The sequence below is a fragment of the Nostoc sp. DSM 114161 genome (assembly GCF_052692665.1).
On record NZ_CP195141.1, the window covers coordinates 7,097,589 to 7,113,645 of the forward strand.

The 16,057-nt window shown below is 42.2% G+C and carries 8 protein-coding genes and 2 pseudogenes; 4 read left to right on the forward strand and 6 right to left on the reverse strand.

Translation table 11 applies throughout. The features are described from left to right. Nucleotides 1-102: 102 nt before the first annotated feature. The 4 genes from NSTC745_RS29525 to NSTC745_RS29540 form a co-directional block, all read right to left on the reverse strand. Nucleotides 103-2,250, reverse strand: coding sequence for a GumC family protein (locus NSTC745_RS29525; protein ID WP_445634180.1), 2,148 nt, complete (start codon nucleotides 2,248-2,250; stop codon nucleotides 103-105). Nucleotides 2,251-2,409: 159 nt separating this feature from the next. After that, entirely contained in the window at nucleotides 2,410-3,648 is a 1,239-nt protein-coding gene (locus NSTC745_RS29530; protein ID WP_445634181.1) for a glycosyltransferase family 4 protein, read from the reverse strand. Nucleotides 3,649-3,791: 143 nt separating this feature from the next. Then, nucleotides 3,792-5,003, reverse strand: coding sequence for a glycosyltransferase (locus tag NSTC745_RS29535; RefSeq protein ID WP_445634182.1), 1,212 nt, complete (start codon nucleotides 5,001-5,003; stop codon nucleotides 3,792-3,794). Nucleotides 5,004-6,294: 1,291 nt separating this feature from the next. Then, nucleotides 6,295-8,937 carry a M1 family aminopeptidase gene (locus tag NSTC745_RS29540; protein ID WP_445634183.1) on the reverse strand — a complete coding sequence of 881 codons (2,643 nt, stop codon included), beginning with the start codon at nucleotides 8,935-8,937 and terminating at the stop codon, nucleotides 6,295-6,297. A 1,556-nt stretch (nucleotides 8,938-10,493) separates the two neighbouring features. Between NSTC745_RS29540 and NSTC745_RS29545 the strand changes: the two genes are divergently transcribed. Further along, entirely contained in the window at nucleotides 10,494-12,164 is a 1,671-nt protein-coding gene (locus tag NSTC745_RS29545; RefSeq protein ID WP_445634184.1) for a DUF3352 domain-containing protein, read from the forward strand. Between the two features lie 124 nt (nucleotides 12,165-12,288). Here the strand turns inward: NSTC745_RS29545 and mscL are convergent, their stop codons facing one another. Then, nucleotides 12,289-12,720 (reverse strand): large conductance mechanosensitive channel protein MscL, encoded by a 432-nt coding sequence (mscL, locus tag NSTC745_RS29550; RefSeq protein WP_445634185.1) that lies wholly within the window; start codon nucleotides 12,718-12,720, stop codon nucleotides 12,289-12,291. 184 nt (nucleotides 12,721-12,904) lie between these two features. Between mscL and NSTC745_RS29555 the strand changes: the two genes are divergently transcribed. From NSTC745_RS29555 to NSTC745_RS29565, 3 genes and pseudogenes are all read left to right on the forward strand, one after another. Beyond that, the gene (locus tag NSTC745_RS29555; protein ID WP_445634186.1) at nucleotides 12,905-13,825 is read left to right on the forward strand and encodes a class I SAM-dependent methyltransferase; all 921 of its coding nucleotides are present in this window, start codon (nucleotides 12,905-12,907) and stop codon (nucleotides 13,823-13,825) included. Then, nucleotides 13,818-14,786: a PrsW family intramembrane metalloprotease gene (locus NSTC745_RS29560; protein WP_445634187.1), complete on the forward strand. Its 969-nt coding sequence runs from the start codon at nucleotides 13,818-13,820 to the stop codon at nucleotides 14,784-14,786. Before NSTC745_RS29555 ends, NSTC745_RS29560 begins: the two co-directional genes overlap by 8 nt. A 32-nt stretch (nucleotides 14,787-14,818) precedes the next feature. Continuing rightward, nucleotides 14,819-15,427 (forward strand): annotated as a pseudogene (locus NSTC745_RS29565) (Uma2 family endonuclease). Between the two features lie 184 nt (nucleotides 15,428-15,611). Here the strand turns inward: NSTC745_RS29565 and NSTC745_RS29570 are convergent. Continuing rightward, nucleotides 15,612-16,055 (reverse strand): annotated as a pseudogene (locus NSTC745_RS29570) (6-pyruvoyl trahydropterin synthase family protein); the annotation flags it as partial. Nucleotides 16,056-16,057 lie beyond the last annotated feature (2 nt).

Here is a 16,057-nt window from a genome sequence, read left to right on the forward strand (position 1 = left end):
ACACCAATGACAGCTGTAAGCCCTTACAGCCGATTTACTTCTGAATTCTGGATTCTGTTAGCGCAGCGGGGCTTAGCCCATTCTCACTCCTATTGCATATCATCACTTCGACCTCGAACCGTTTCCAGAATTGACGGTATCTCTTGCAGGAGTTGAATGTTTCACAGGACGCGATAAATAGCGGTAAGACTTTTCAGTTTGAACTGCCATCCCATTGACTACTACTCCGAGAATTGGTATTCGATTTTGTGTAAGTTCTGATACTGCTTTTTTTAGGAAATCTTTGAGAGTAAAACTTGGGCGCGTAATCATGACAACGCCATTGGTATAGCGACCCAAGGTAGCTGCATCAGCGCTGACATTTAGAGGTGGAGTATCTATGATTACGAAATCATAATTTTCTGTAGCATCTGCGATCAACGACTTCATCGCCTCAGACTCCAGTAGCTGTGAGGGTCTTGGGTGTGATTCGCCAGAAGTCAGCAGCGAAAGGTTTTCAATATCTCTAATTTGCACGACATCTAATAGCGATCGCTGTTCGGCGATCGCATCGCTAAGTCCGGGTTTAGCAGGTAAGTTAAATAGCTTGTGCTGCATAGGACGATGTAAGTCGGCATCTATAATCAAGGTTCGTCGAGATAACATCGCACAAACAGCCGCTAAGTGGGAGACAACTAATGATTTCCCTTCCCCAGATTTAGTACTACTAATCACAATGCTCCGCAATTTTTTAGAACTGCGAAACTCTAACGTCTTGAGCAACATCCGATAAGGTTCGACCAAAGCAATATCGTCTAAAAATCCTTCTGCTGCTTCCAGGTTGAGCGCTCTGGTAGGCAGGGATGGTAATGTTCCCAACATGGCAATTTTTGTCAGTATTTCTTCGGCTTCGGAAGTATCGTGTATGGTGTTATCGGTGGCTTCTAAAAGCAATACCACACCAACAGCTAGGACACTTCCCGCCACAATAGCTACTGCCAATACCAAAGCAGGTTTGGGGAAACTGGGAGAAGTTGGTGGTTTAGCCTCTTCAATAATTCGGATATTGCCAACTAATTGGGCTTCAGCAATCCGCGCTTCTTCGAGTTTGCTTTGCAACAACTTTAAAGATGCTGCTGCTTCTTCTTGTTGGCGAGTAAGTACAGTCAGAGGTTGTTGTTGAATTGGTAATCGTGCTAAACGAGCCTGGAGATTAGCTTTTAAAGACTGAACAACTTTGAGCTTATTTTCCAATGCCAAGCTTTCAATCTGATTGCCAATCAGCTCAGAAGTGAGATTTTGGCTCAGAGGATCGGATGCGACATGATTTTGAGAAATAGCTCGATTTTCAGGTGTAAGACTAGCTAATTTGCGATTGTACAAAGCATTGAGAGCTTGCTGTTGTTGCAGGAGCAATATCAAACTTGGATGGTTCTCTGTGAAGCGCAGACGTGTAGTAGCTATCTGGGTTTGCAAATCTGCTAACTTGGTACGTAACTTCTGGAGTTGTTCGTCTTGACCACCTCGTATGGATGCATAAGCATTGCCGAGGCTTTTAGTAGTAGTAATTTCTCGTAGGGATGCATCGCGCGATCGCGTTTCTTGGAGTTGAGCAAATAAAGCCCCTTCCTGGTCTTCAAGAGTGGCTAAACTATCCACTAAACTTTTGCTTTGGTCAGCAAAAGAGATCAAACCAGTAGCTTGTTTATATTTGTTTTCCACAACCTCCGCTTGTTCGAGCCGCCTACGAGCCAAAGGAACCTCCTTTTCCAAGAATTTCCGGACATTTGCAGCTTCTTTGCGGATTTGTTCGGCACTTTCCTCAACCATTGTTTGCGAAACAGCATTTACGAGGTTAGCAGCGAGAATTGGGTCTTGGGCTTGATAACTAATAACTAAGATATTCGTCGCTGGGACAATTTTGACTCGCAAACCTTTACTGAATTTTTTAGTTGTCAACTTGCTTTGAGAAACAGGAAAAACCTTAGCTAGCGATCGCTCCAAGATAGGCACTGATTTGACCAATTCTGCCTGCTCAGCCAACGGGCTAGGACCGCCAGGTACGCCCGCAGACACCTGCGTGAGGTCGCGCCCCAACTCAGAAACACTCACCCGTTTGTCATCCAATATCAATTGTGCTGATGCTCGATACAAACTTGGAGCAAAAACTAAATAAGCTACTGCTCCGCCAATTACAGCAACAAACGTCGCTAAAGCCGGCCAACTTCGCCGCTTCAAAACCATTATTAAAGATGAAATACTTTTCTCCATTACATATACCTTTGTGTAATTGGGCATTGGGCAGAAGAGGCGGAGGGGCAGAGGTGCGGGGGGCAGAGGGGCAAAGGAGAAAGAACTTGTACAAAAACTCTCCTCTGCTCCTCTGCTCCCCATCTCCCCATCTCCCCATCCCCCCATCCCCCCATCTCCTCATCCCCGCGTCCCCGCGTCTCCCCGTCCCCGCGTCAGAGCATCAGTCATCACCTGGCTTGACACTTCTCCCCTGCTCCCTGCTCCCTGCCCCCCTGCCCCCACTGGCTCAGGCGAATTCAGAATTGTTGTGTATAGTTTTAAGGTTTCAGAAGTAATGCGATCCCAACCATAGTTAAGCTGCACGTGTCTTTGTGCATTTTTAGCCATTACCGCCATTTCAGTCAGATGATTAATCGCCCAGTCTAGGGAATTTACACAAGAGTCTAGGTTTCCAGCTCTAAAAAGTATCCCCCGATTATCATTAATCAATTGCTGGTGGGGTGGAATGTTACTTGCCAGGACTGGTATACCTTCGCGCATTGCTTCTAACATTGCTAAAGGCAGTCCCTCCACATCAGAAGGAAGGACGAATAACCCCGCACCGCGGACAATTTCCCAAAGACGAGTTCTTTGGAGTTCGCCTGCAAATACGATATCTCGCTGATTGGCAACCTTTTCTAATAGCTTGGCACTGAAGGATCTGGTATCGCTGACACCTCCAGCCAGAACCAGTTTCCATCCGGTTGGTTTCAATGCACAAAAAGCGTCGATCAGCAAGTCAGGACGCTTTTCTGGTACGAGTCTGCCTAAAAACAGAATGTAGCGCCCTGGTGTCAAACCCAAAGAAGTAGCGTAGGGAAATTTCGGGTCTGAGGTACCGTAGCTAGCGGGAGCGCTGGGGATGTAGACTGTCTCTCGATTATAGGTTTCCTGAAAGTAGGATTTGAGGTCTTTTGACACCACAATTAGCCCTTGGGCAAAATGCACAGCTGCTTTTTCGCCTAAAAGAATCAGCTTGCTAGACAAATTACCCCACTTGGCGCGTTGCCAGTCTAAGCCGTGACAGGTAACTACAACCTTTGTCGAGTTAGCAATTTTAGGTAAACAACTAAATAGAGATGGGCCTAGAGCTTGAAAATGAACAATATCATATTGCTGACCACATGCAGCGATCGCTCCTAATGCCGAGGTCATAAAAGCATCAACCCCACGCAAACCCCAACTGGGTAAGGAAATGACTCGAACACCCCAAAAATCATAATGACCAAACCAAGGATAATTGATGTTAGAAGATCGAGCGAATAAATCAACACAATGTCCTTGTTCGGTTATGCGAGGATACACTTCTGCACAATAATGCTCAATTCCTCCTTGTTTGGGAGGTAAACCTTTCACACCAATGACGGCTATTTTCATGGCAATAGTTATTTTCTGAAAAATGTTTGTTCAAGTCATAACAATTTGAAAAATGATTGCAATGTGTTGCAATATATGGATTTCTAAAACCCAAATACACCAAGGCGATCTCAATCCAAAATCCAAAATCCAAAATCAAATCATTAACCAACCCCAGTTTCTGATAACTTCCAACGACTTAGCATTTTGCTATAGACACCCTCAATAAGAGTGCGAGCGCTATAAGTTTGTGCAGCTCCCACACACGACGCAGTTGGATAATTTTCCGGATGCAGTATTACTTGACGTAAGGCGTCTGCTACACACTCTGGTGTACGTTGTTTACAAACAACACCATTATCAGCAGCTAACAATTTTGGAGTTTCACCACATATAGTAGTGACTACTGGTGTTCCGCTAGCCAGCGCTTCCAAAACTACCAAAGGTAGGCCTTCATAAGCGCTGCATAGGACAAAAACATCGCATATCCGATGTAACTTTGCCAGTTCTTCCATATCAATTGCCCCCAACATTGTCACTCTGTCAGATAATCCCAATCGAACAATTTCGTCACGTATTTCTGTTGCTAGTTCTCCATCACCTGCTATCAGTAAATGAGTGTGCGGTTGATTTAAAACAGCGAATGCACGGACTAACAGTAGTGGATCTTTTTGAGGATGCAAACGACCTGCGAATAAAATAAAACGTGTTTCTTCATCTAAACCAAACTTCATAGCAAGTTCGCGCCGATAAGCTTGCCGTTGTAGATGGCTTAAAGGATAGAAAATTTCGCCATCAAAGGAATTTTTGATGTATGCAACGCGATTTTGCAAGTCGGGATAACGCTGTTGATAAAATTGAATTGCATCAGTATTGCATGAAAGAATATGACTAAATTGGCGAACTAATAAACTTTCCAAAGCGAAATATGCTGTGGGAAATCTTCGCCACAGAATCGCCTTTTTCTCACCCACAGCTTGCATCTGCGTGTGGATATCATTATGGATAAACAAAGTTTTTTCTCCTTGCCAATTCCAAGCTGCCAAGCTTGGTTCTATACGGTGAAAGTGCATAAAATCTGAGGACAAGCAACGTCCTAAAAGGGCTGCCGTATACTTGAGTGTGGTGGGAATCAGGCTTCTAACATTATCATTTTTCAAGGAAAATAAAGGTAAAAAACTAATTTCTCTCCCTGCGATTTCTGTTGCTTGCCATTTTTGACTAGGCTGAAAGTTATCATCTCCTGTTCCTACAAGCCGCACCTCAAATTCCCTGGGTGCGTATTTAATAAAAATTTTGATTAGCGTCTGAATTCCTCCGATACTACTGTTCCAAGGATTGAATTGATAAAAAATTGTCAAAACTGGTTTCCGCATGAAGTCAACCCAACATAATTTACATGTAAACATCCGGATAGATTTCCACATTCAACAATGTGAATTAGAGCAGTAAAATAGCTATGAAACTTTTGTACAATAACCTTGCTTAGCTTATCTCCACAGATGTTTGAACTTCATCAAACATCAAAGTTCCAAGAGGTTTAGCTCAACCCAATCGACTCTATTTCCCGTTAGGGTTGTCGAAAAGGATTTGTAGTCAGGTATCGCACGTTTTACAGCCAAAAAAGCTAATTTATCGAGAATTTTCTCAATATAATATCTCAATTGACACTACATGTGCATTTTGAATTTACGAATTATTTCTAAATAAATCTTTCAGCTTTGATTCGTCAAACTCCCGTTCGACAAAGACAGAGGTAATCTTTGTTGTATCTACATCAGAACTTTATTACCTCTTCAATTTGTTGTATTCCTAAAGATAGATACTTGAGTTGGAAAATAAAATTGTATAGATAGTAACTTGTCAATAAAAATGTTGACTGTTAACCGTTCGCTGTTGACTGGAAAAGAAATATTTTTATGCAATAATTGTGCTATTTATCACATAAGTGTCTAGCTTGAAAATAAAGGCTGACAAAGGAATATTTTCTTAAGTTAATTGTATAAGGTATTACATGGGTATTGAGTTTGAAAAAGAAAGCAGTGAATAGGTAGAGACTTATTAACAATTCAAAATTCAAAATTCAGAATTAAAGACAGTTGAAGTTGGGGATTTAAACCCCAACTCAACTGATACTACGTGTAATGGTTGGGGTCTTAAACCCTTGATGTTACGATAAATCCAAAATTAAAATCTCAAATTTAAAATATAAAAGATTATTCGCTATTCAGTTCGGTAATTAATAATTTGCCTAAGAGGATGTCTGAAAACTTTTTGGTGTGGTATTCGAGACTTGTAGATCCACCATTATCCCCCTTAAAAAGGGGGACTTTGAGAAGTTTTACCCCCCTTTTTAAGGGGAGCCAGCGACGGGTATGTAGGGAGTTTCCACGCCACTTCCTTCAACGGGGGGAACCACCAAGGGCGGAGTGGCTCCCCATGAGTGACTGGCGTGGGCTAGGGGGGATCAAGCTAAATATTTAATACTTCTCAGACATCCTCTAAGAAATTACGAATTACGCCTGATGTAAATTATCTAAATCAACGAAATATCAATAATTATCCGTCCTGTAGAGACGTTGCATTGCAACGTCTCTACTAATCCACATAATACGTGAATTACCAGATAGCTACTGCGAATTATGCCTTTTTTGCGATCGCGTGATGTTACTTAGATTTAGCCTCCAAGTTTTCTAAGCGGCTTCTCAATTCCTGATTTTGTTGTTTGAGTTGGTCGAATTCCTCGCGCAATTGGCGCAGTGTTTTTTCAGAACCAATATTATTTTGCACCTTGGAAATTTCTTCTTCAGCATAGCGACGGACGCGGCCATCAGATGTCTGTTCAGCTAGCGATCGCAAAATTCCAATTGCTTTGGATGTTTCCATTTGCCCTAATGCTATGGCTACTGAGACTTGCGTTAAGAAGAAAGTTTCTTTGGCTAGTTCTGTTAATCTTTCTAAAATCCGTTCCAAATTAACCGGACTTTGACCAACAGAAATCTGTCCTAAAGCGCGAATTGCAGCTAAACGCAAAGGTTGTGGTACGCCCAGTTTCGTATATTCCATTAGCAGATTTAAAGCCGCTTGGGAGGTTTTGAATTCAGCTAAACCAACAATTGCACCACTTCTGACAACTTCATTCCAGCCCGCCTTTTCTTCTAAAACGGATTTAAGCAGCTTTAATACCTTGTCTTCTTTGGGCTTTTCTTCCAAGTTCGCAGAAGCGATCGCCCCCACTGCACGACAGGCTGCGGCTTCGACATAGTAGCTGAGATCGCCTTTCTGTAGCAGATCTTTGACAGCCTTATAGCTTTCGTTGGTTTTGATTTGAGCAAGTCCTTCCACTACAGCACGTCGCACGTAAGCGTCTGGATCTTTCAACCCCACAACTAAGCCATCAAATGCTTGGTCTAAATTAATTTGCGTTAGTTGTTTCGCTACTTGCACCCGCACACCCCAGAATGGGTCATTTTTTAATGCCTTAGACAGTGCTTTGGTTGCTTCTAAACCGCCTTTTTTGGCTAAAGCTTCTGCTGCATAGATGCGAGAAATTGGGTCGGGATCGAATTCTAGCTGTGCTTTTAATTCTGGCAGTGCATACTCCAAAGATACTGTTTTTAGATAATTATTCCCAACATCAAAACTGATATATTGCGGCTTATTTTCGAGTGGAAAATAGAAACTTTGTTCGCGTTCGTTCACGCGTACCGTAAAAGTTTTAAGTTGTGAGTTAGGAGTTTCGAGTTTGGAATTATTTTTAACTCCTAACTCCTCACTCCTAACTTTTTCTTGTTGGGTATAGCCAAAACCAATAGGAATTTTTAAATCAAACAAATCTTTAGTGCCATTTTTCCCTTCACCTACTTGGGTTTGAGTGACTGTGATTTTTGCTAAATTAGCATCTCCATCCCAAGAGTAAGCTATGTTAAATTCGGGATGACCGCCACGATAAACGTACTGGTCGAAGAGGAACAAAAGATTGCGTCCCGTTGCTTTTTCAATTGCTCTGAGTAAGTCTATTGTTTCTACAGTTTTGTGAGCATTATCTCGGACAAATGTTTGAATTGCCTGCCAAAACAAATCATCTCCCAATTGGGCGCGAATCATGTGATAAACACAAGATCCTTTTTCGTAGATGTGGCGATCGAAAAGTTCAATTGGTTCTCGGTAAACATTTGTGACCATCGGCCGGCGATAGCGGCTGCTGTCTTCACTGAGGTAGCGACGAGCCTCCAATAAACGATAGTAAGCTGCTTCTTGGAGACTATATTCATGTTCTGTCCACATCACCTCAGAGTAGGAAGCCATGCCTTCTTTGATCCAAGCATGAGACCAATGCTTAATCACTACCAAATCGCCAAACCACTGGTGCGCGAGTTCGTGGACGACTAAACCCTCGGTATTGCGATTATCTAAAGCTGCGCGTTCATCGAGCAAACATTTATCTGTTAACAGGGTTGTGGAAGTGTTTTCCATACCGCCAAAGATAAAGTCATCGACGCAAACTTGGGCGTATTTGGGAAAAGGGTATGCATAACCATACTTTTGGCTCAAAAATTCAATCATCCGGGGAGTTTTGCCCATACTGCGTTTAGCATCTTCCTCCCGTCCCTTTTCTACGTAGTAAGTGACTGGTTTTTCCTTCCACTCATCGCGAATTTCCGCAAAATCACCTACTGCCAAAGTCATCAAGTAATTGGGATGAACTTGTTGCTGCGACCAGTGGTAGATTTTGTAATCGCCATCAACTGTTGTGTTAATCAGTTCGCCGTTGGAAATCGCCACTAGAGGGTTGGGGACGCGAACGCGAATTTCCGAGGTGGAGAGTTGTCCTGGATAGTCAAAACAGGGGAACCAAAAACGAGAGTCTTCGTCTTCTCCCTGAGTCCAGACTTGGGTTGGCTTGTTTGGGTAATGTTTGTCTGGTTGAATAAAGTAAATACCGCGTTGTGGTTTAGTCACCGAGTAGGCGATCGCAATCAACAAGCGTTTACCAATCTGAGTGCCTTGAGAAAGTTGAATCGAAAGCTGTTCGCCATCGTAGTCAAAATTTTGTGGCACCTCGTCTACCTGCACAGACTCGATATTTAGGTTGACAGCATCTAAAGTCAAACGGTCAATGCCATTACGAATTGGTAACAGGCGAATGCTACAACTGCCCTGACAGCTTTGCCCAGGAATATCTAAGCTCAGATCGAGAAAAATATGCTCTACTTGCCCAGGACGATCGGGGCTGTAGTGGGGTTTTGCTCCTGGTAACTCAAAAGGTTTGTGTCCATTATTATCTGTATCAAAATAAGACTGCGACATTGATGCTTACTGACCTTGTAATCCTGAAAAGTCTGGCTTGGCTGGATGTTGTTAAGCAAAATAGCGGTGTAGTAAATGTTTTTCCCAAATCAATAGGGCAATATCGGAGTGACGACTCACTTTCGGGGTTGCGGGATTGAAATTAATCTCCCCCGAATTTCCCAAGGTAGCCTACCGATCCTTGGACTTTTGTCCATATCGCTCCGCATTTACTTTTCTTGATGTTTTGCACTTTTTTGTCATCAAGTCAAGAGTCTCTTGCGCCTCGATAGATTTTCATTAAGTACAAATACTCCTAATTATTCTTATAACTTAGGATAGCTTGTTGGTGTTAATTGGGCTATTTTGTTTAAGATGAACAGGATATCATTTGGGGATTCGCTCCTCATCTGGTTAAAGTATTTTTGAGACTAATTTTAGACCGCTAATTTTAAGGATTACTAATTTTATCAGTAAATACCGACCGGAGTTCAGACGAAATGACAGGATCGCTTGATATAAGACAACTGGAATTGCCGCTCAAAAAGATGAGAGGCTTAATTGCAAGATTTCTGACAACAAAGCTTTTTGTCACTTAAATCTAATCTAGCTTGAGCGATCGCTATTTGCCGTCAAATATCCTGAATCTGAAATTCAAGTTAACAGAAGTTAATTTTGACCCCTATGGAATAACTTGCTCTATAATTTACGCTCTCACGGCTTCTGGCGGTGGAATTGTTGTTTCATCTAGTTTTGTCTAGAGGACTTTCCGCATTTCGATAGAGGTCATTTTATATACTAAAGTAGGCATCTCGCCCACCCATTAATTCAAAGCAAACAGAATATCTACACTAGAAGAATAATTGGGCGTTTTTTTATTGAAAAATCCTTTAATATAGCCACTACATATAAGACGAGACTTCACTGTTGGTCATCTTTTGGAAATTCACCATATAAATCTACACTATTAAATTTATCGCTGAAATTGTCGTAGCTAGAGTTAAACCATACCAATAACCACCCACTCTTATTATTTGAATTCTACAAAAAAGTTGGTATATTACTGCTAATTTTACAAAAGAAATTCCTTGACTAATTACCACAGTATTATCGCAATTATTGATATGCAAATCGATGCCTGCAATCCGCTAGTAAAACAACTCAAAACTTAACCTTAAAAAGTTAGTAAACACCACCTAAAATGCAATATTCACAAATACTGCCCTGAAGTTCAACTAACTTCATCAGGTTGTAATTTTGTAACTAGCAACTATCTATCAAATAACATATATTTATGTAAATATATGTATATATATTAAATTATTTTAATACCTTTGCCGCACCCAAACCCCTAGAAAGTTACCTAATGGGCAACTGGCAAACTAGTATTGCGTATAATTACGTATAATTTATTAAAAAATTTACTTATAAACACAAGAAACAATCGGCAAAGTCATGCGTTAATCTAAACTCCAGTAGCAATGGATGAGTGAAATTATCAATAAATCCGAAAACTCTACAATGACACTTGTATAAATCTCGGTAACAATCTCAGCAAAAGAGGATAGATAACAATAATGCCTGAAAGTAAATCAAAGTTTCTCATTCCTGCTGTTGGTGCCGCCGTAGTTATAGCAGGAGGTATCGCAGCTTATACGTATTTAAAAGGCGGGCCATCAGGAGGTAGCTCGGATGCTCTGGGCAGTGCAAAAGTAATACCTTCAACAGCGATGATGGCTACCTATATTACTACTGACCCTCAAGCCTGGGAAAAGTTACGGCAGTTTGGCACCCCAGAAGCACAAAAGTTAGTAGCCAAAAGTCTGGAAAATTTAAATAAGGAAATGTTCAGTGACAATAACATTTCTTATGAAAAAGATATCAAGCCTTGGGCTGGTGGTGTGATGATTGCTGTGCTACCACCAAATCCTGCCAAACCAGTACAGCTAAATTTGCCTCCAGGCGCACCCACTCCACCACCAAATGTACAGCCAGAGCCAAATATCTTGGTAGTAGTGGGAATCAAGGACAAAATCAGTGCTTTGAATTTTGCTAACAAATTAAAATCCCAAAAAGGCGTTAAATTCAAGGAATCCGACTACCAAGGTCAAAAAATTATTGAAACTACAGAAAATGGCAAACCTACTTATAGCGTTGTTTTAGATAATAATCACTTGGTATTAGCGCCCGAAAAGCAAGCTGTAGAAAAAGCAATTGACACATTTAAAGGACAGTCCTCCTTTGCTAGTAAAGAAGGTGTAAGCAATATTCTCAAAGGAGTCGATGTCAAAAACAGCCTTGCTCAAGTTTATGTACCAGACTATGCAGGCATGGTACAGCAATTAGCAGCCGCAAGTCCCCAAGGAACCCAGTTACCCCCACAAACCTTGGCACAGCTAAAACAGGTTAAATCTGTAGTAGCGGGTGTTGGTGTTGATGATGCAGGAGTGCGAGTCAAAGCGATCGCCAATTTAGATCCGCAGCTAATCAAATACCAGTATCAATCAACTCCTGGGAATATAGTCGGGCAATTTCCTACAGAAACCTTTGCTTTGGTGAGCGGAAACGGCATCAGTCGTGGCTGGGAAACGGTAGTAGAACAATCAAAAGATTCTCCAGAATTGAAGCAAGCCCTTGAGCAAGTGCGCGGACAACTGAAATCTGTGAATATTGACTTGGATAAGGATATTTTTGGCTGGATGAACGGAGAATTCGCCTTAGGTACCATACCATCAAATCAAGGAATCTTAGCGAGTGTTGGTTTTGGTGGTGCTTTAGTATTTGACACCAGCGATCGCAAAACTGCCGAAGCCACATTCACAAAATTCGATACCCTCGCCAAAACCCAAAATATCAATATCGCCAACCGAAAAATCGGCGGTAAAGATGTAACTGAATGGCAAATCCCCCAACAAGGAGCTTTATTAGCACATGGTTGGCTGGATTCAGACACTGTATTTGTCGCTGTTGGCGGCCCTGTTGCTGACGCGATCGCCGATCGCAAGAGTGAATCTCTCGACAAGAGTGAAGCTTTCAAAGCCATTACTAGTTCTTTACAAAAACCTAACAGCGGCTATTTCTACGTAGATATGGACAAAACTAAAACTTTGCCCGTAATCAATAGTCTCATCTCTTCTGAAGCCAATACCATCCTAAGTTCCATTCGTGGCTTTGGGATCACCGCCACCAGCCCCGACAAATCTACCAGTGAATTAGAGATGCTGTTAGCTCTCAAGCCTGCAAAATAGGGAGTGGGGACTGGTGATTGGGGACTGGGGACTGGGGATTGTCGATCCTCAGAGTTATTCCCCCTTCTCTCCCTTGTCCCCCTTGTCTCCCTTGTCCCCCATCTCCCCATCTCCCCACTCCCACTTACAAAACTCGATCGTTCCGAGCTTCTAATGTCTGATTGAGCCTATCCAATGCATCAGTCAGTCTTTCCTGAGATGCAAGCTTAGGATCTGAGAGTGGAGATTCAATGGCAATATCCTCCTGCCTCTTCAATTTTTGTAAGGCGCGAATTCCTATAAATAAGATGAAAGCAATGATTAAAAAGTCCAAAATTGCACCAAGAAACTGACCGATCGCAATTCCTGGGCTTAGGGTGATTGTTCTCCAATCTTTACCAGTCACACTAATTAAGGGGTTAATCAATGGCATAATCACATCCTCAACCAAGGAAGTAATCACTTTAGTAAAGGCAGTACCAATGATTACGGCGATCGCTAAGTCAACTACACTACCTTTGAGGGCAAATTCTTGAAAATCTCTCAAAAAGCCACTTGCTCTTCTTCTTGTTGCCATACTTGAGGCTCAATAAGTTAGTTGTAGTCTTTTTTTATATGGCGCTTGGCTTTTTGCCCTCTCTGCTGAGATAGATATTGCTAAACTACTCACGCTGGTTAGATAATTCAATTCATTTCATTTCTAGACTCGTGTCGAGCAATTATGTCATAAGTAAAAGAGGCTGTTAAATGCAAACTGATTTATGACCGCTGCTGTAAACACTAATCTTAGCTTCGCTTCCCGCTTGGTGAATACCATACTGGCAATCCAGCCTTTAGCCAACCTAGCCAAGCATCAAGCTAGACAAATGATGATTAAACGTGCCGAAAGAATTGGTGTGCCTTGGACGCAAGAAGTCGAAACACTACAGGCGCGTGATTGGAAGGCGGATCTAGCTCAAGTAGAAAATCCCCAGCTTTCCTACCCAGAATACTACCTGCGGCCATTCCACGCTTATGAAGGTGGAGATCTCAGCTGGAAAGCAGCTTGGGAGCTAGAAGTTGCAGCTCGTACTGTCCATGCTGGAATTTGGCAGGATGCTGGAGCGCAAGGAGATGCTAAATTACGCCAAAGTTACCATGATATTCTCAAAGCGCAACTCCCCAATCAACCCCAAAACATTCTAGATGTGGGCTGCGGTGTGGGTTTGAGTACCTTTGCCATGCAAGAAATTTATCCTCATGCCAAAATCACGGGTTTGGACTTATCTCCGTACTTCCTAGCTGTTGCCCATTACCGCACCGAGCAACGCCAAGCTAAAATCAATTGGCTTCATGCCCAAGCAGAATCTACCAAACTACCTGATGCCTCTTTTGATTTAGTTTCGATTTTCCTGATGTGCCATGAATTACCCCAGTCAGCAACTCGGCAGATTTTTGCTGAAATGCGGCGCGTGCTGCGTCCGGGCGGTCACTTGGCAATCATGGACATGAATCCTAATTCTGAAGTGTACAAAAAAATGCCAGCTTACATTTTGACTTTGCTCAAAAGTACTGAGCCATATTTAGATGAATATTTTGCTTTAGACATTGAGCAAGCTATTATTGAGGCGGGTTTCCAAACTCCCACGATTGCAAACAATAGCCATCGTCACCGTACAATTATTGCTCAGGTGAGTGCTTGATTTATCTCTAGTGTTGTGGGCAGCAATACCACCCTTGCTGCTGCTAGGCTACTACTATTGTCGAATACCATTTGCCCCGTCTGTCCTCAGGTTGCTGATGTTCTTTATCTTCGGGGCAATATCCGGTATTTTAGCCTTGAGCCTAGAATGGATTTTTGAAACTGTAGCCAACTCGGTTGTAAACTGGCATCAGATTAAGCGATCGCTTGCTGGTATTGCCCTGCGGCAGATCGTAGAAATAGGCCCAATTGAAGAAGGCTGCAAGTTGGCTGCCGTTGTTATCCCCATCTATCTGCAACGCCGATATAGATTACTTCTCTCTAGCGTTTTTCTCTTGACTATAGCTGTTGCCCTTGGATTCACTGCCGAAGAAAACTGGATTTACTTTTTCCACGGCACAGCATCAATTTTTGAACGTACTATCGGTACGCCAGTCCATGCTATGTTCTCTGCACCCTGGGGATATGCGTTAGGAATCTATATTTCCTCAAAGAGGAAATTAAATGGAGGCAAAAAATTTATCATCGGGACTTGGGTAAATTCTGTAATTTGTCATGCCATAGTTAATGTCCTATCTAGTGCTTGGGGTTACTCACTACCCCTACGTTTTTTGAGTTATGGTTTCTTCCCCTTCCTCTTGTGGATGTTTTGGCGATTGGAACAATTACTGCGAAAAGTCCAACGCAAACCCCCCATTATCCTAATATCAGGCTATACACCCCAACAGCGTTACTGGCAAAGAAGTTTAGTACTGTTTGCTCTTTTACTAGGTGGAAATGCTATTTTTGGGCTATTTCTGTTAGTCAGGGTTGTTAGTCCGTTAGATCCATCGAAATTTTTTGACCCTGATATATTTTGGTTTATACTTACTCGCTTTTTGCTAAATCTCTTTTTCGGATCTTTAGCCTGGGGTATTTATCGCTATTTACGACTTACCGCCCGTCGCCGGTATTTTTATTAAAATATGATTTAGAAAAATGCTAGGGGGTTTTTATGCAAACAACTCCAGTGCGTTGGACAACTGCCGATCTAGAGTTCTTCGCAAGCGATTCTCGTTCCGAGACACTTCGTGAACGCAGAAATCGCTATGAAATTATTGATGAAGAATTATTCGTGACCAAAGCACCTAACTGGGTTCATCAAACGAGCTGCGGCAATATCGTTACAGTTCTTAATATTTGGTCAGATGAAACTGGTTTAGGTAAAGCTGCGTAGATGCGGAGCAGCTTGTCGTCAGACATCGCCCCCGGAATTATTTTCTCAGATGCCGACAATGTGATTCCTGATGTGGTGTGGGCAAGTCACGAACGCTTAAAACTCCTACTTGATGAAGCTGGACATCTCACAGGCGCACCAGAGTTAGTAGTAGAAGTTCTGTCCCCCGGCGAAAAAAATGAGAAACGGGACAAAGAAACAAAGCTAAAACTGTATTCCGTGCAAGGAGTTCAAGAATATTGGATTTGCGATTGTATACAGAAGAAAGTTGAAGTTTATCGCCGCGAACAAGCTGTATTAAAACTAGTAGCTACTTTATTTCATCAAGATGAATTGACAAGTCTTTTACTACCTGGTTTTAACTGCTTAGTAAGTAAATTTTTCTAATTGGGCATTGGGTATGGGGCACTTGTACTGAGCGGAGTCGAAGTATTGGGCATTGGGCAAGGGGCAAAGGGGAAGGGGGAAAGGAAAGATTTTTGTTTTCCCTTTAACCTTTACCCTTTTCCCTTAGCGAAGCTATGTCCTCATCTCCCTTGTCACCCTTGTCCCCATTTCCCCATACCCCATACTAAACCTCTGCTAACACTGGTTGACTTGCTGCACTGATTGAATTTGCATCAGACTCAGTACAGTAGATTTCGCAGGAGTTATTGGGACTTTCAAACAGCTTCACTTTGTAAAGCTCGGCTCCTAATTCCTCAATGGGCGATCGCAGTAAATTACTAATGTAAAGTGCGATATTCTCACTAGTAGGTACAACTTTGGCAAAGTAAGGAATATCTTCGTTGATAAAGGTGTGATCGAATTGTTCTATCACATCATTTTTAATAATCTGATTTAAACCACCCAAATCAACAATCATCCCAGTAGTTGGGTCAATATCTCCTTTGACAGTAATTTCTAAATAATAGTTGTGTCCGTGGCCGTGGGGACGCGCACACTTACCGTAAATCTCAGTGTTCTTTTCTTGACTGAGGTTGGGGTCAGCCAGCCGATGGGCAGCACTAAAGTAAG